Here is a 16,017-nt window from a genome sequence, read left to right on the forward strand (position 1 = left end):
CCTTAAATCCAAAGTTTTTTCACGCGCTTACCGCCATAGACCCAGTTTACTAGCATACGTGTGCCGGTAATGGCAGTGAACATTGAGACGATAACCCCTAACGCAAGGGTAATGGCAAAGCCTTTTACCGGCCCTGTCCCGACGGCGTATAAAATCAAGGAGACCAATACGGTCGTGAGGTTCGAGTCGAAAATACTGGAAAATGCGCCGTTATAACCTTCGTGAATCGCCTGTTGGATTGAACGCCCGTTGCGTAATTCTTCCTTAATCCGTTCGTAGATCAGTACGTTGGCATCAATCGACATTCCCACCGCTAATACGATACCGGCAATCCCCGGCATTGTGAGCGTTGCACCAGTTAAGGACATCAACCCAACGGTTAAAATCAGGTTCGCAATCAGGGCAGTGCTGGCGAATAGACCGAATACACGATAATAGACCAAGCAGAAGAGAATAGTTAAACCTAAGCCGAGTAAGCCGGCTTCCATTCCCTGTGTAATATTATCTGCACCTAATGATGCGCCGATAGTACGTTCTTCCACGATGACGATAGGCGCAATCAACGCACCGGAGCGGAGTAACACGGCGAGGTTTTGCGCTTCCGCCGGGCTGTTAATGCCGGTGATTTGGAAATGGCTACCCAAACGGGAGTTGATCGTCGCCACATTGATTACTTCTTCGTGTTTTTCGAGAATAACTTTGCCGTTGGCATCTCGGCGACCGGAATCTTTAAACTCGCTGTATAAGGTTGCCATTGGTTTGCCGACTGCACTTTTAGTCGCATTTGCCATTAAATCGCCGCCGGCAGCGTCAAGGGTGATGCTGACTTGCGGTAATCCCCGCTCGTCCGTACCGGAGGTGGCATTGATAATATGTTCGCCGCCCAATACTGCCTTACGGAAGAGTACAACCGGATAGCCGCTACGATCCGATTTTAACTCGGAATCTGCCGGCACAATCCCCCGACTTGCCTGCTCGGCATTCGCATTGGTATTGACTAAACGGAATTCTAAGGTTGCTGTTGCGCCGAGAATTTCTTTCGCACGGGCGGTATCTTGCACCCCCGGTAGTTCGACCACGATCCGATCTGCCCCTTGGCGTTGAATAATCGGTTCGGAAACGCCTAATTCTTCAACACGCTTACGCAAAATGGATAAGTTTTGTTCAATCGCAATATCACGGGATTCCGATAAGCCTTGTGCAGACGGTGAGAAGCGTACTAAGGCCGGCTCAATAAAGGCGGCTTCTAGGGTGGTATGATTGCGGCGAACGTAACGCACCGCTTTTTCGGCGGTTTGCGCATCGGCAAATTCAATTTCCGTGCTGTGATTTTCGCCTTTACGGATCGCTTTATATTGCAACTTCTCTTTGCGGAAATTGTTGCGTAACGTATCTTGTAGCTGTTCTTGTTGCTTTTGCATTGCGGTGTTCATATCCACTTCCATTAGGAAGCGAACCCCACCTCGCAAGTCCAAGCCTCGTTTCATCGGCTCGCCGCCGATTGAGGTCAGCCATTGCGGTGTTGCCGGCGCAAGATTGAGTGCTACGGAATAGCCGTCGCCTAATACTTCGGCAATTTTTTCTTTTGCCGGTAGTTGCTGCTCGTCTTTTTCCAAGCGAACTAAAATCGAGCCGTTTTCAAGGCTGGCGGCTTTCGGCGTAATATTTAACGCCTTGAGTGCAGATTGAACTTGGGTGAGCGTGTCTGCGGACGCTTGTTGTCCTCGTGTGCCTGAAATTTGCACGGAAGGATCTTCACCATATAAATTTGGAAGGGCGTATAAAGCACCAATGGCGATCACGAAGATCACCATTAGGTTCTTCCAAAGCGGGAAACGGTTTAACACAATAAGTCCCCTGTCTTAACGGAAAGAATTAAAGAGATTTGAGTGAACCTTTTGGTAACACTGCCACAACGAAATCACGTTTGATTGTTACTTCGGTCGTATCGTTTAACGCAATAACGATATTGTCATTGTCTGCGGCGACTTTGCTAATTTTGCCGATTAAACCACCGCTTGTCAGTACTTCATCACCTTTTGAGAGGCTGGCAAGTAACTCACGTTGTTGTTTTTGGCGTTTTGCCTGCGGGCGATAGATCATAAAATAGAAAATCAAACCGAAAACAACCAAAATAAAGATCATTTCCATTCCGCTGCCTTGTTGCATATAAAGCTCCTAAAATCAATAAGTTATTACATTTTTTTAACATTATCCTACAAAGGATAACATCAAATAAAATTACCGTTTCTAAACAGAAAAACGAGCAATAAAATAGCACAAAATCCCTCGTTTAACGAGCAGAAATTGATAACAATCACAGATCCGCTCTGTTCGGCAAGCATTTTGCATATAGAATGACACATATTGTTACGTTTATACTTAAATTCAACCATAAGGGATAAAAAATGAAAAAATTTTCCGTACAAGCGGTGCTTTTCGGTCTCTTTTTTGCAAACAGCGTGTTTGCCCACAATGTGCAACTCAATGCGCCCTTACCGAGTGCAAAGGTAATCAAAGACGGTGAATTGATGATTGAAGATAAAGAAATTATCTATAAACCGTGGTCGTCCGTTCAATTGAGAGGTAAAGTGCGGGTGGTGCATCATCTTGCCGGCAGAAGCAGTGTGAAAGAGAAAAACCAGCCTTTGATGGCGGCAATTAAAGCTGCGGGTTTTAACCGAAATCACTATCAAACCACCACCATTATCAATGCTGACGATGCGGTTATCGCTACCGGTTTATTTGTGAAAAACAGTGCGGAAGACGGTAAACGCCAAAATCCGCATTCGCAAGTCATTCTCGACCAAAGTAGCCAAGTAAAAAAGGCGTGGCAGCTCAAGGCGAAAGAGAGTTTTATCGCCGTATTGGATAAGCAAGGCAAGGTGCAATTTGTTGCCGAGGGGAAACTGTCTGCCGATCAAACCAAGCAGGTTATTGAGCTAGTCAAACAGTTGCTCAAAAATTAAAAAATGCGGGCGTTGAAAACTCACCGCCCGCGATAATTAACAAAAAATCCCGCTAATCCGACCGCTTGTCGTCAGCGGTATCGGGCTTTTCGTCTTCCGCTTTTTCATTTTCGTCCAATTTTGCCATTGCACCCTGAATAGTATGCTGAACATCAAGGGAAATCAGCCCACGCAACAGCTCCTCAGTTGCTTGAATTTTTTCCACAACAGTATTGCCCTGCTCATCAAAATAACCCTGTGCTTTTAAGCTGGTACTGAACGTCGAAAAGAGTGCCTTATCGAAAAATTCAGGGGCGTTAATGCCGTGTAATACGGAAAGGCGTTGAGCGATAGAACGGCTCTCTTTTTCCAGAGCGTTGCGCTCAATCTGCGGTTGCTCCATTAAGATACTCAAGCTGATATAGTAGCGTTGCAACAGCTCTTTCACACTGGCGGCGTGAAGTTGTAATGTTCTGATCCGTTGGCGATTGATGACGAACATTCCGCTCTTGTTTTTAATCAGATTTTGACGGCAGAACTCGACTAAAATTGCCTCAATATGCGTACGCACTTGTTCGGCTTCAAAATGGATAAATAGCTCGGCTTTCAAGAACGGGTAAATGCGTTGTACGCTTTGTAAGATCAAATCTTTTGACACTGCTTCGTGATGCAGCACAATATTTGCCACCAAAGACGGCAAGACAAAGAGGTGCTGAATATTATTGCGATAGTAAGTCATCAACACTGCCGACTGGCGTTCCAATCGAATAATCTCGCCGAAGTTATCTTTTTCCGAGATCACGCCGGAACGTGGAAGTTGAATAACGTGATCCAGCATTGCTTCGGCACTGTCGTTCGGCAGCGTAATATCCGCCGTATAAGGCACATTCCGAAAGAGTTGAAGATAGCTTTCCACCTGTTCTAACAACTGCTCTCGTGTCAGCGAGCGCTGGCGGGAAGCCAGTAGCACCGAGCCGATAAGATTTTTCGCATTTACCGCCGCTGCATTATTGATATGGATCATTACCTGTTTGGCAACGGATTCAACTGCACCGTTCAACCATTTTGGACGGGCATTATCACTTTCCGCCTCTTTCCATTCCGGAAAATGCTGATTGAGGTAGTGGTTAAGCGAAATCGGTTCACCGAAATTCACATAGCCTTGCCCTAAGTTACGCAATTTTTTAATCACCCGCAACACTAAGCCGGCATTCTCTTTCTCTTTTTCCGCCCCCCGTAGCTCTTTGGCGTAGGTGTCCACCTCTAAAACGTGTTCATAGCCGATATAGACCGGCACAATGCTAATCGGGCGTTTCAGCCCACGCTGCAAGGCTTGGAGGGTCATCGACATCATCCCGGTTTTCGGTTCGAGCAAACGGCCGGTGCGTGAACGTCCGCCCTCAATAAAATATTCCACCGAATAGCCACGGTAAAACAATTCCGCCAAATATTCACGGAAAATGGTGGAGTATAAGCGATTGCCCTTAAAGGTTCGGCGTAGGAAAAACGCGCCCCAACTTCTAAAAATCGGGCCGGCAGGCCAGAAATTCAGGTTAATGCCTGCCGCAATGTGTGGTGGCACTAAGCCTTGATGGTATAAAATGTAAGACAATAACAAGTAGTCCATATGGCTACGGTGGCACGGCACATAGACCAGCTCGTGTCCTTCCAGCGCTAATTTACGCACCCGTTCGGCATATTGTACATTGATGCCCTGATAGAGCTTATTCCAGAGCCAGCTCAGCACTCGGTCGGCGGTACGCAAGCTCTCGTGGCGGACATTAGCGGCAATTTCATCTAGGATTTTTTCTGCGGCTTTGCGGGCTTTTTCCGGTGAGCTTTTTGGTTTTTGTGCCTCGTCCTCAATTGCAGCTAAAATCGCCGGTGATTGTAATAATTTATTGAACATTGCTTGACGATCCGGCAGACGAGGGCCTGTTGCAGAATAACGCTGCTTGGCAAAGTGCATTTTTGCCACACGGGCTAATTTTTGGGCGATACCTTTATCCGCACCGTATTTTGCAACCATATAGCGTAAAGAGACCGCTTGTGAGAAGCGGACGAAGTTATCCCGTCCGAACCAAATCATTGTGATGACACGTTGAAACAGCCCTAACAAACGTAACACCGGTAGCCCTTTCTCTTTCCCCGGCGCTCTACCCCATAGCACCGACACCGGCACAACTTGAATATCCAACTGGTCATCAAGGCGGTTAAGATCGAGATAACGGTAAAAAATCAATTCCGTTTCGCTTTTTACCCCTTTAGATTTAAAAAAACGGCGACCTTCGTCCAAAAAGACAAAACGTGGCAGGCTTTGCCCCTGAATTTCATTATGTTCAAGGGGATCGGGTAAACCCTGTGCTAAGCAATTTTTTTGCAGAATGAGTAAATCCGTCTGCGAGGTATAGGGCAGTACATAGACTATCGGCTGCTCCCGTTTTAGCCCCAATTCCGTAATCGGATCAGTTGGGATCGCCCGTGATTTGACTAACAACGAAAGCGGTAAATTTAACGCTTTACGGTAGATATTCAACAAGGTGGACATTTTAGAAATCCTTTTTGAATAATTATGGTTGAATTTGTCGATTTTAGCATAAATTTATGGAATAAATCCCAATTTGTTAGTTACAAATCCGTTTTTACTGTATATAATACCAAAAATTTCTGTATATAAAGACAGTGAGGTAATTATGGCTCGTCAGCACCTGACAGCACGTCAGCAAGAGATTTTCGATCTTGTCAAACATCATATTGAAACGACCGGAATGCCGCCGACACGGGTTGAAATTGCGCGTGAAATCGGTTTTAAATCCCCGAATGCCGCCGAGGAACACCTCAAGGCACTTGCTCGCAAAGGCTATATTGAAATGCTTTCCGGCACTTCTCGAGGCATACGGATTTTAGTCGATACCGATGCCGCTAATGATGACGAAGGCTTGCCGTTAATCGGTAGAGTTGCCGCCGGTACGCCGATTGAGGCGATAGAGCATATTGAAGATCACTATCCGGTTAAAGGGGAAATGTTTAATCCGGCTGCCGATTATTTACTGAGAGTAAACGGCAATTCAATGGAAAATATCGGCATTTTAGACGGCGATTTGCTCGCAGTGCATAAAACTAACGTCGCCCGTAATGGACAAGTGGTCGTGGCTCGTGTAGATGATGAAGTAACGGTCAAACGGTTAGAGAAAAAAGGCGGCTTGGTCTATCTACACCCTGAAAATGACGAACTTAGCCCCATTGTTGTCGATCCGGAAGTCTCTTTTATTGAGATTGAAGGCATTGCAGTAGGTGTGATCCGTAGTAACGCTTGGATGTAGTCCTGAAAGCGATTTTTAATTTGTCAGAAAGCACTCTAAAATGACTGCTTGAAATGTTATTTCGCCGCTATAATAGGTATTTCTTATCGCAAGCGGTCAATTATCATTTATTTTTTACAAATCCCGATTGAAAACCGTCGTAGAAAGCCCCAAAATAGCGGTTTCTTTTTTACTAGGAATAACAGGGCAAATATGAACGTAGCAGAATTTCATCAAGCAATCGAAAGTGTGTGGGAGCGGATTGAGGAAGAGCTGGATAGACAGGGTTGTGATGTCGATTGCGAAGTGCAAGGGGCGGTGATGACGCTTACCTTTGACGATGATTCGCAAATTGTGATCAACAAGCAAGAAGCAATGCTTGAGTTATGGCTGGCGAGTAAACTCGGCGGTTTCCATTTTGCCTATCGGGACGGTGAATGGCTTTCGGCGGAAAACTGCTCTTTTTGGCAACATTTAGAAGAGGCAATGGCACGCCACGGGGAAACGGTTTCCTTTAGCTAATGGCGTTTTCCGCATTACTTGATCCCAAAGCGGTACTGCAAAACGTTTTTGGCTACCAATCTTTCAGGCAAGGTCAATCGGAAGTGATTGATGCTGTGCTAGCAGGTCAAGATTGCTTGGTGATTATGACAACAGGGGGCGGAAAATCCCTCTGTTATCAAGTGCCTGCACTTTGCTTGCCGGGGCTGACCTTGGTAATTTCGCCGTTGATTTCGTTGATGAAAGATCAGGTAGATCAACTGCTTGCCAATGGTGTCGAAGCGGGTTATCTCAATTCCAGCCAAAGCCTTGAAGAACAGCAACGGATTGAACAGAGAGCGATTTCAGGTCAGTTGAAGCTGCTTTATCTCTCGCCTGAAAAAGTAATGACCCATAGCTTTTTTCAGCTGGTGTCTCACTGCCATATTAGTTTAATTGCGGTCGATGAAGCCCACTGCGTTTCACAATGGGGCCACGATTTCCGCCCTGAATATACACTGCTGGGCGGTTTGCGAAAAACCTTTCCCAACATACCGCTTGTGGCACTAACGGCTACGGCGGATCCGACCACAAGGGCGGATATTATCCAGCATTTACAGCTGCAAAATCCCCATTGTTACTTGGGCAGTTTTGATCGCCCTAACATTCGCTACACCATTCAGGAAAAATTTAAGCCGATAGAGCAGCTGATTAAATTTCTCCAAAGCCAACAGGGCAAGAGTGGGATTATCTATTGTAACAGCCGTAAGAAAGTGGAAGAGATCAGCGAAAAACTTGCAGCACGCCGCTTTGCCGTGATGGGTTATCACGCCGGAATGACGGTTGGACAGCGAGAGACCGTCCAAAATGCGTTTCAACGGGATAATATTCAAATTGTGGTTGCCACCGTAGCTTTTGGAATGGGGATCAACAAGTCGAACGTGCGTTTCGTGGTACATTTTGATTTACCCCGCAGTATTGAAGCCTATTATCAAGAAACAGGGCGAGCGGGACGGGACGATCTACCGTCTGAGGCGGTGCTTTTTTACGATCCGAGCGATTACGGCTGGCTGCATAAGGTTTTACTTGAAAAGCCCGAAACGGAGCAACGCCAAATTGAGCAACATAAATTACAGGCGATCGGCGCTTTTGCCGAATCTCAAACTTGCAGACGCTTGGTTTTACTCAACTATTTCGGCGAATCCCGCCAAAAACCGTGTGAAAACTGCGATATTTGCTTAAACCCGCCGAAAAAATATGACGGCTTAATTGATGCGCAAAAAGTGATGTCGGTGATTTACCGCACCGGACAGCGGTTTGGGCTACACCATATTGTTGCGGTATTACGCGGATTAAATCACCAAAAAATCCGTGAATTACAGCACGATCAACTCTCTGTTTACGGTATCGGCAAAGAAAAATCGGCGGAATATTGGATCAGTGTGATTCGTCAGCTGATTCATCTCGGCTTGATTAACCAAAATATTGTTAATTATTCCGCCTTACAATTGACGGAAAAAGCCCGTCCCGTGCTACGTTCGGAAATTGCCCTTGAACTTGCCCAGCCACGGCTTGCTCTGTCCGGCACTGCCTATCTGCAAAAACAGCAATCGGCAAAACGTTACGATAAAGATCTGTTTGCCCGCCTGCGTTTTCTGCGTAAGCAGATTGCTGATAAAGAGAATATTCCGCCTTATGTGGTATTTAACGATGCGACCTTGCAGGAAATGGCTGAATTTTTGCCGACAACGGCAGCGGAAATGCTGGATATTAACGGGGTCGGCGAGCGTAAATTAGAACGGTTCGGCGGTGCATTTTTATCTCTAATTCAAGAACATCAACGGGCTCGACATTAACAAGCGGTCGGTTTTAGTGCATTTTTTGCATATGTAGCCAAATGCACAAAGAATAGTATTTCAATGTTATTGGTTGGTGTCGTATCTAGTATTCTTCATAATATAATTTTAAAGCCTTATTAAACGATTAAGCACTGCTCCCCTTCCTACGAGTAATCATTTAATCTGTTATATAATAGTGAGATTTGCTATGAGAGCGGCAGCCCTTGTATGAGCTTGAATTTGACTTATGATAGAAAGCATACTGTTAGCGTTCCTACGTTAATACCATGCTAGTTGTAGTTTGCCTGCCAAAAAGACAGATTATCTGCCTATATCAGCTATTTGCCCAGACTTTCACGCCATATTGCTGCAGTAATTCGGCTGTTTCATAAATCGGTAGCCCCATCACACCGGTAAAGCTACCGGAAAGATGTTGAACAAAAATACCTCCTAGTTTTTGAATCCCGTAAGCACCGGCTTTGTCCATCGGCTCTCCGCTGGCAATGTAGGCGTGAATATCGTCATCGCTTAGTGTTTTAAAGGTTACTTCGCTGGTCTGCACACAAGAAGAGAGCTGGTTGCCATTGCTTACACAAATAGCGGTAAATACTTGATGGGTACGCCTGGAGAGCTGTTTCAGCATTGTAAAGGCATCTTCGTGATCTTTCGGTTTGCCTAATATTTTCCCGTCAATAGATACGGTAGTATCGGCGGTTAGGATTGGGTGATTTGCAAGGTTTTGCTGAGAAAGTACCGCTTGTGCTGCTTTATTTTTACTTAATGCTATGCGTAAACAGTAGGCTTTGGCGTCTTCATTGGTAAAAGGGGTTTCATCCACTTCGCTTTCAATACGAAGTACATTTAACCCGAGGTTTTGCAGTAATTCCCAACGGCGTGGGCTATTTGAAGCAAGGTAAAGTGTATTCACCATCTTTTCTCCATAATTTTTTGTTATATAAGATGATTTTTTAATCGTTGATATTAATATTAGATTTTTTATGATAGCACCATTCTAAACAAAAGAGGTAAATACAATGTCTAATTTTCAGATTCATACTCTAGAGACTGCGCCACAGGAAGCAAAAGAGGCGCTTGAAGCGGTTCAAACTACAAACGGTTTTATTCCTAATTTAATTGGGGTATTAGCAAATGCACCGACTGCCTTAGAGACTTATCGGACGGTAGGGGCGATCAACGGACGCAATAGCTTAACGCCGACAGAACGGGAAGTCGTACAAATTACCGCTGCGGTGGTAAATGGTTGCGGTTTCTGTGTGGCAGGGCATACCAAAATTTCATTAAGACAGTTGCAAATACCTCAAGATATTGTGCAAGCCTTACGGGCGACTGCTCGTATTGAGAGTGATTTGAAATTGGATACTTTAGCACGCTTCACCCTTGCGGTGATATTGCAAAAAGCGAAGCTCAGCCAAGCCCAATTAAATGAGTTCTTTGCTGCTGGTTATACGCAACAAAATGCCCTTGATGTTATTTTAGGGGTGAGTTTGGCTACGCTGTGCAATTATGCAAATAATATCGCCAATACGCCGATTAACCCTGAACTGCAAGACTATGCCTAGTTACGCTCTTTGAGTAAGGACAAATTATCGGCGGGTTAATTGGTAGAGACGGCTTAGTAGGCTGACAGGTAATAGACGAGGAATAGCCCGCATTAAAAAAATAGCCAAGCCGTCTAATAAGCCTTGTAAGCCCGTATGGCGTTTGAGTTTGAACAGACGCCATTCCGCTTTAGCTTGATTCAGTCCGCTGCGCCGTGCGACCATACCGTTACCGACCCGTGCATACACTAAAATATCCGGCAAATTTGCCGCTTTTTTACCAGAGGCGATCAATTTTATCCACAGATAATAATCTTCCTGCAAATCCTGATAACCGCCGGCTTCAAGGACTGCTGATTTTTGGTAAGCAACTGTCATATGATTAAACGGGCAACGTTTGCGGGTGAATTTGATAATTTCATCGTTCGATGTAGGCACTTCCCGATAACCGACAATATCTTCTTTATTTCGACCAAATTCGGCAATTTGTCCACCAAAAATTACAGTTTCAGGATTGGCTTTGATAAAGGCAACCTGCTTTTCAAAGCGTGTCGGTACACAAATGTCATCGGTATCCATTCGGCATACCCACTCATTTTGGCAGTGAATTAAACCGATATTCAGCGCTTTGCCTAGCCCTTGATTTTGCGGTAAACGGACGATAACAAGCGGTAGCTTGTCGGTAAAAGTTTGCACAACGTGTTCTAATTCATCGGTTAATTTGCCGTCAAACACTAATACAATTTCGTCGGCTTGTACTGTTTGAGCTAATAGACTTTCAAAACATTCCCGTAAGAATTGCGGATTTTCTTTTATATACAGGGACATTAACACGGAAAATTTCATTAGATAAATCTCTTAAGATTGATAGCCAATTTCGGCGAAATAAAGGTGATGAACGCAATAATAAAATATTTTATCTTTTTACTTTGCCAGCCCATTTTTAAATAAAAACGGGCTGCACGACGAGATAAATTCATTATATGCGGATAAGCCAACATATATAATGAATTAAATTCAAAATATTTAGCTTGTTCAGCCGTTTTGACGTATTTTTGTCTGATAAGCTCGATGGCACGCTCCGTATTAGCTGTATTAGTTGAGACACTTGCTCGTTGGGTATGAAATGCACATTTTGTTAAGGCTTTATCAATATATTTGGGGTTAAATTCTTCATCTGAAATAGCTTTTAATACAAATTCATAATCTTCCAGCGATAATAAATCGCTAGATAAGCCTTTTAGTTTTTCAAAAAAGACTTTTTTAATTGCGATCATTGGCATACCGCCGACTTTATTTGCTTTTAAAATTCCTTCAAGCGTGATCTCTTTTTCATTTTTAAATGGACGGGTGAAATAAGAAAAATGCTCATTAATCATCATACATTCTGCGGGATGATAAATAAAATTGATCTCTGGGTAGCTTTGAATAGTCTTTTCTAATAATTCACATTTGTCCACTAAAAAACGATCATCGTCATCTAAAAATAATAACCAGTCATTTTTGGCATAGCGTACACCAATATTTCGGCTTTCTGCAGCCCCTTTATTTTCGCTATTCCGAATAATATTTACGGGAAAAGGATAAAAATGATGAATGTCTACCGGTACTTCGGAAAAATCATCAATAATAATAACTTCAAAATTATAGACTGTTTGATGTAATAAACTCTCTAATAAATAAGGAATTTCTTCCTTACGATTATAAGATGGCACAATAATACTAAACATTATTTATGTCCTTGCGATTGAAATAGAAGGATATATTTACCATTTCGCCCAAATAGTGATAAAAACATTAGCAATACCAACATAATACCGGGGAAAGCATAAGTATCGGCTTTTATATTTAAAATCGTAAATAATGCAAATGTGGATAGAATAAATTTCCAACTTCCATCAAACCAATTTTGAGCCAGGCGATAGATAAAGTAAAAAGTAAACATAGCGCAAGCTATTAAATAGCCAATGCCGCCATATAATAGCTGCCGTAAAAAACCGGAATCTGTACCGCCATAATAGCCTCCTTGAACTGCAAAATAGTAGCCATCTCCAATTAATATTTGTTTAATCGTTGGGATAAAAAGGTGTTTCTGTACGAGGGTATCCGTAGAAGAGCTAACACTACCTTTGCCGTAGATTAAATTAATAAGCGGTTCTAACGCATGTTCGACATATTTATGCTCGGTAAATTGTGTTGCTAAAAATAGACAGATTGCTATAAATAATAAGAGTATTGGAACGTAACGCCATTTAAAATAGAGAATGATACTTATAAGCGATAATATCAGAAAACTTCTGCCGGAAATTAAACCGATACATAATATTAAAAAAATAAAAATAGAGTGGATGTTATTATGCTTTTCATTATATGCCAATATAAAGTGAAACAAGAAAATATAAAATAGACTTAGCTGAAAGAATGCCGATGAAGTAATATTATATAGACGATATTCTTGTTCCGAACCGTAAAAGCGTGGTAATACCACATTGGTAGATAATGCGAAGTCAATAATAAATGAGACACCAAATAAGGCTAATAGCCCAATGGAAAACTGAATAAGGATACCGATTTTAAGATCTCTTAAAAATAGTTGTTGATTATTCGGATAATATAGATAATGAAATAAACCAATGCCTAATAAAAAGAGTAATAAGGTTTTAACATACATTATTGTTACAGAAAAATCATAGGTTTGATGTAGTAACATTGGGAGTGCACTTACGATAATTAACCCTATAATTGCGATTAAGCTGTCTATCGGCAGGAAAATTTCCCGTTTAAGCGGCTGTTTATAACCCTTATAAATCAGCATCAAAAGAGAGATTCCGCCTGCCAAAAATGCCATTCTCAAGAAATGGAATAGCCAAGGATCGTAAAGATAAAATAAATTAAGAATCGCAGACATTTTATTTTCCTAAATTTCTCATAACAGCCAATACTTTCTTTAAAGGGTATTTTATTATTTTTTTGATAAAATGATGCGAGATAGAGCCACGATTTGTTTCCAAATTGGAATTGATATTTGGATTTTCAATCACCATTAGTGGGCGTACAATTTTTATATCCAGCCCGAACTGATGACCAAATAGGATAAAATCATCGGCAAGCCAGTAAGGTATTTGAGTATGCAATATGTTTAAAAATTTTTCAGCAGCCGATTTTTTTATTAAATAGGCGACAGTGCCTGCAAAATAATTTTTATAAGGATAACTTATTGTCAGGCTACTATCAGGCAGCTTGCGTTGTAAAAATTGGAAGGTTGTCGGGTAATTAATTTCCAATTCGAGATCATTAAATTGTCGGATTTTTGATTGCCCTAATAAAACCATATCGCCTAAATAAGGTTGGCAAATAATCTGTTCCATATTTTTTTGGAAACTTTTATCAAACAGGGCGTCATCTTCACAAATTAGGCAATATTCATCTTGTGCAATATCAAGATCTTCCACAATTAATTGATAGACGGCTAAATGACTTAATGTACAACCAATTTCACCTTTTGTTACTGAACGTCCGTAATGCTGTTTAAATTGTGTAAGATTAAATTGGCGATTTAGCTCAATTTCACTTGCTTGCATCGTATTGATAGCGGAAAATACTGTAAAATCTTGCGTATCGGCTTGAGCAAAAAATAATGCTCTGCGATCGCTATCTTTTTCTAAAGAAATGACATATTTTTTCATTTTGAATCTTCTGTTATATCAATAATGTTGATACCGACTTTCTCAAATAGCTCGTAGCATTCTAAATATTCTTGTTGATCCACATTAATACGAAGTGCATAAATATCTAAATTCGGGTTTGACATCACATTGAGTACAGCACTGCTAAAATAAGTATAAATACGAAATTGTTTATCTGTTGTTTGCTGACTAATATAGTCTTCAAAAATCAGCGGGGTGTTAATATAAGTTACATTTTCTAATTGATACTGCTCCCTAGGGTGAGGCAGATAATAGTCAATATTAAACCGTTTAATTACACCATTTGCCAGTTCAATATTTTTATCATTATCCAGATAAACAGGCTGCCCTAATAAAATATTTATTGCCGTGTCTTTTTTTTTGCTTTCAAAAGAAGATGAATGACTTAAATCAATATAAGCTGTATTTTTAATAATATTTTTAAATTGGGGATAAATCGTATAATGTAATTGAGCGTATTTTTTTATTTTTTCTGAATTAAATTTATTTCTTAGATATTTATTGATGGTTCTACGGATAGGGGTATTTACTTCAGGTTGATAATAGACGCTCGAAGGTACAATATTAGCAGTGCCGTCATCAAATGTATAAAGCGTATCAAAACGAATACTGCTTAAAATAAACTGCATTTGAATATCATTGATACTGGCAATAAATACTTTATCAAATTTTTTCCGATGAAATTGATATTTAAGGCATAGAATTTGTTTGAATAGCCCGATTCTATCTGTTCTTTGTATAAAAGAAAAAAAGTACTGGCATTTTTGTGCTAACCGCTCACGATAATACTCAAATTTAGCATTATTTACAGAACATAGCATTACCCCATAAAAATTCTCCGTTGGATAACGTTCAATAATTTTCTCTGCGATCAGCACTTGCAGGGGGGTATAACATAAAATTAAATTCATTGTGTTTTACTTACCTTATTTGTCATAAAATAAAGAATAGGTAAAATTGTTACCGAACCGATGATGCCTGCGTAAGGTACATATTTTATATTCGTCCAGCCGGCTAATAAAATTAATGCTAATACATATATTATCGTTGAGATAATTGAGCACAATGAAATATAGTTGTTTTTTCCATAAAAGAATAAGTAATTAACTAAAATAAAATAAGGAATTACCAATGCGGTTGAAAACAAGAATATCACAATATAATATTTTGTCCCTAAAAACTGATTTCCCAATAACCATACAATTACAGATTCAGGTATAATACTCACTACAATAGCCGGAATCGGAATAATAAATAAGGAAAATAATGCCCATTTATGCACCTGAGTAATCCCGATTTTCCGCTGTTTTAAACGCTCAAAAAAATAGGGAATAGCCGCTTTATTTATCGCTTGTAAAATAACTGTTAAAATGGCGGAAATTTGAGCGCCCATTGCATATAAACCTAATTCAACTTCATTAAAAGTGTGATAAATAAAAATTCTGTCCAACTGCCCTTTTAAAAATAGACTGGCGTTGTGTAAAATTAAAGGAAGTCCAAAACCAAATAAATAGAAAATCGCAATGCGATAATCCCGCCAGACAAATTTTTTATGCTTCTGTTTTTTGGCATACAGTAGATAAGCCAAGCCGAACACAAAAATATTGCTGGCAAAAATGGCTAAAATCCGCTTTTCGACTAATTCGGTTTGATAAAGTTCCAGTAATAAAACGGTTAATAGTACAGAAGAGAGACTAGAGGTAAATTGAATAATGCTATAAGGTAGAGGCTGTTTTTGACACTGCCGCACACTGAGTTGTACATTCAAGAAAGATTGGAAAATTGCGGATAATGCCAGATAGGCTAAAATTTCCGATTGTAAATACCAGCAGACCAGCAAAATAATTGCCCCGCTAAACAAAGTGTAGGCATAACCCGAATGAATAACGAGTGCTAACGAACGCTTACCGTAGCGATAAAAATAGCGGGCAATCGCCCCCTCTTGGCTTAAACCGACAATAATCAGGAAAAGCGCTAGATAGGTTTGGTAGTAGGCAAGTAATCCGAACCCTTCTACCCCCAATTTTCGGGAAAGATAAGGAAGTAAAAGAAACGGCATTGCTCTAGAGGCAAGCTCACCGATTAAATAAATGGCACTGTCTTTAATGACTTTCATACTTTTTCCGGATCTTTGCAAAATATTTGCTCGATCCGACCGCTTGTAATCTTAAATTTGCTATTTT

At 41.2% G+C, this 16,017-nt stretch carries 15 protein-coding genes; 5 read left to right on the forward strand and 10 right to left on the reverse strand.

Going from position 1 to position 16,017, the window contains the following annotated elements; all coding sequences use genetic code 11:
• Window positions 1-2: 2 nt before the first annotated feature.
• Window positions 3-1,847, reverse strand: a complete 1,845-nt coding sequence (gene secD, locus E4T80_RS07450; protein WP_135056798.1) for a protein translocase subunit SecD — start codon at window positions 1,845-1,847, stop codon at window positions 3-5.
• A gap of 28 nt (window positions 1,848-1,875) precedes the next feature.
• Complete coding sequence (yajC, locus tag E4T80_RS07455) at window positions 1,876-2,169, reverse strand: preprotein translocase subunit YajC (protein WP_047977059.1); 294 nt, start codon at window positions 2,167-2,169, stop codon at window positions 1,876-1,878.
• A 239-nt stretch (window positions 2,170-2,408) separates the two neighbouring features.
• Here yajC and E4T80_RS07460 point away from each other — a divergent pair, with 239 nt between their 5' ends.
• On the forward strand, window positions 2,409-2,969 hold the full coding sequence (locus E4T80_RS07460) for a YtfJ family protein (RefSeq protein ID WP_135056800.1): 561 nt from the start codon (window positions 2,409-2,411) through the stop codon (window positions 2,967-2,969).
• Window positions 2,970-3,021: 52 nt separating this feature from the next.
• On the opposite strand, the gene plsB is transcribed toward E4T80_RS07460, so the two are convergent.
• A complete protein-coding gene (gene plsB, locus E4T80_RS07465; RefSeq protein WP_135056803.1) occupies window positions 3,022-5,496 on the reverse strand; it encodes a glycerol-3-phosphate 1-O-acyltransferase PlsB in 2,475 nt (824 codons plus the stop codon).
• 145 nt (window positions 5,497-5,641) lie between these two features.
• Between plsB and lexA the strand changes: the two genes are divergently transcribed.
• From lexA to recQ, 3 genes are all read left to right on the forward strand, one after another.
• Window positions 5,642-6,271, forward strand: coding sequence for a transcriptional repressor LexA (gene lexA / locus E4T80_RS07470; protein WP_135056805.1), 630 nt, complete (start codon window positions 5,642-5,644; stop codon window positions 6,269-6,271).
• A 192-nt stretch (window positions 6,272-6,463) separates the two neighbouring features.
• Window positions 6,464-6,772, forward strand: a complete 309-nt coding sequence (gene cyaY / locus E4T80_RS07475; protein ID WP_135056808.1) for an iron donor protein CyaY — start codon at window positions 6,464-6,466, stop codon at window positions 6,770-6,772.
• Window positions 6,772-8,586: an ATP-dependent DNA helicase RecQ gene (gene recQ, locus E4T80_RS07480; RefSeq protein ID WP_135056810.1), complete on the forward strand. Its 1,815-nt coding sequence runs from the start codon at window positions 6,772-6,774 to the stop codon at window positions 8,584-8,586. The genes cyaY and recQ overlap by 1 nt, the downstream gene beginning before the upstream one ends.
• A gap of 316 nt (window positions 8,587-8,902) precedes the next feature.
• Here recQ and E4T80_RS07485 read toward each other — a convergent pair whose 3' ends face one another.
• On the reverse strand, window positions 8,903-9,499 hold the full coding sequence (locus E4T80_RS07485; RefSeq protein WP_135056813.1) for a Maf family protein: 597 nt from the start codon (window positions 9,497-9,499) through the stop codon (window positions 8,903-8,905).
• 103 nt (window positions 9,500-9,602) lie between these two features.
• Between E4T80_RS07485 and E4T80_RS07490 the strand changes: the two genes are divergently transcribed.
• Window positions 9,603-10,148 (forward strand): carboxymuconolactone decarboxylase family protein, encoded by a 546-nt coding sequence (locus E4T80_RS07490; RefSeq protein WP_135056816.1) that lies wholly within the window; start codon window positions 9,603-9,605, stop codon window positions 10,146-10,148.
• A gap of 24 nt (window positions 10,149-10,172) precedes the next feature.
• Here E4T80_RS07490 and E4T80_RS07495 read toward each other — a convergent pair whose 3' ends face one another.
• From E4T80_RS07495 to E4T80_RS07520, 6 genes are read right to left on the reverse strand one after another with little or no spacing between them, the layout of a single operon-like run.
• Window positions 10,173-10,973, reverse strand: a complete 801-nt coding sequence (locus tag E4T80_RS07495; protein ID WP_167740705.1) for a glycosyltransferase family 2 protein — start codon at window positions 10,971-10,973, stop codon at window positions 10,173-10,175.
• Window positions 10,973-11,857, reverse strand: a complete 885-nt coding sequence (locus tag E4T80_RS07500) for a glycosyltransferase family 2 protein (RefSeq protein ID WP_135056818.1) — start codon at window positions 11,855-11,857, stop codon at window positions 10,973-10,975. Before E4T80_RS07500 ends, E4T80_RS07495 begins: the two co-directional genes overlap by 1 nt.
• Window positions 11,857-13,035 (reverse strand): hypothetical protein, encoded by a 1,179-nt coding sequence (locus tag E4T80_RS07505; protein ID WP_135056821.1) that lies wholly within the window; start codon window positions 13,033-13,035, stop codon window positions 11,857-11,859. Before E4T80_RS07505 ends, E4T80_RS07500 begins: the two co-directional genes overlap by 1 nt.
• Window position 13,036: 1 nt before the next feature.
• Window positions 13,037-13,813 carry a glycosyltransferase family 25 protein gene (locus E4T80_RS07510; protein ID WP_135056824.1) on the reverse strand — a complete coding sequence of 259 codons (777 nt, stop codon included), beginning with the start codon at window positions 13,811-13,813 and terminating at the stop codon, window positions 13,037-13,039.
• Window positions 13,810-14,745, reverse strand: a complete 936-nt coding sequence (locus E4T80_RS07515) for a glycosyltransferase family 52 (RefSeq protein ID WP_135056827.1) — start codon at window positions 14,743-14,745, stop codon at window positions 13,810-13,812. Before E4T80_RS07515 ends, E4T80_RS07510 begins: the two co-directional genes overlap by 4 nt.
• Window positions 14,742-15,950 carry an oligosaccharide flippase family protein gene (locus tag E4T80_RS07520; protein WP_135056830.1) on the reverse strand — a complete coding sequence of 403 codons (1,209 nt, stop codon included), beginning with the start codon at window positions 15,948-15,950 and terminating at the stop codon, window positions 14,742-14,744. The genes E4T80_RS07515 and E4T80_RS07520 overlap by 4 nt, the downstream gene beginning before the upstream one ends.
• Window positions 15,951-16,017: the final 67 nt, after the last annotated feature.

This window comes from Muribacter muris, from assembly GCF_004569585.1.
Lineage (GTDB): Bacteria > Pseudomonadota > Gammaproteobacteria > Enterobacterales > Pasteurellaceae > Muribacter > Muribacter muris.

Bases quoted from the DNA above. Each gene is read 5' to 3' on its own strand.
- yajC (WP_047977059.1), bottom strand. From the start codon at position 2,169: ATGCAACAAGGCAGCGGAATGGAAATGATCTTTATTTTGGTTGTTTTC.
- E4T80_RS07460 (WP_135056800.1), top strand. From the start codon at position 2,409: ATGAAAAAATTTTCCGTACAAGCGGTGCTTTTCGGTCTCTTTTTTGCA.
- plsB (WP_135056803.1), bottom strand. From the start codon at position 5,496: ATGTCCACCTTGTTGAATATCTACCGTAAAGCGTTAAATTTACCGCTT.
- lexA (WP_135056805.1), top strand. From the start codon at position 5,642: ATGGCTCGTCAGCACCTGACAGCACGTCAGCAAGAGATTTTCGATCTT.
- cyaY (WP_135056808.1), top strand. From the start codon at position 6,464: ATGAACGTAGCAGAATTTCATCAAGCAATCGAAAGTGTGTGGGAGCGG.
- recQ (WP_135056810.1), top strand. From the start codon at position 6,772: ATGGCGTTTTCCGCATTACTTGATCCCAAAGCGGTACTGCAAAACGTT.
- E4T80_RS07485 (WP_135056813.1), bottom strand. From the start codon at position 9,499: ATGGTGAATACACTTTACCTTGCTTCAAATAGCCCACGCCGTTGGGAA.
- E4T80_RS07490 (WP_135056816.1), top strand. From the start codon at position 9,603: ATGTCTAATTTTCAGATTCATACTCTAGAGACTGCGCCACAGGAAGCA.
- E4T80_RS07495 (WP_167740705.1), bottom strand. From the start codon at position 10,973: ATGAAATTTTCCGTGTTAATGTCCCTGTATATAAAAGAAAATCCGCAA.
- E4T80_RS07500 (WP_135056818.1), bottom strand. From the start codon at position 11,857: ATGTTTAGTATTATTGTGCCATCTTATAATCGTAAGGAAGAAATTCCT.
- E4T80_RS07505 (WP_135056821.1), bottom strand. From the start codon at position 13,035: ATGTCTGCGATTCTTAATTTATTTTATCTTTACGATCCTTGGCTATTC.
- E4T80_RS07510 (WP_135056824.1), bottom strand. From the start codon at position 13,813: ATGAAAAAATATGTCATTTCTTTAGAAAAAGATAGCGATCGCAGAGCA.
- E4T80_RS07515 (WP_135056827.1), bottom strand. From the start codon at position 14,745: ATGAATTTAATTTTATGTTATACCCCCCTGCAAGTGCTGATCGCAGAG.
- E4T80_RS07520 (WP_135056830.1), bottom strand. From the start codon at position 15,950: ATGAAAGTCATTAAAGACAGTGCCATTTATTTAATCGGTGAGCTTGCC.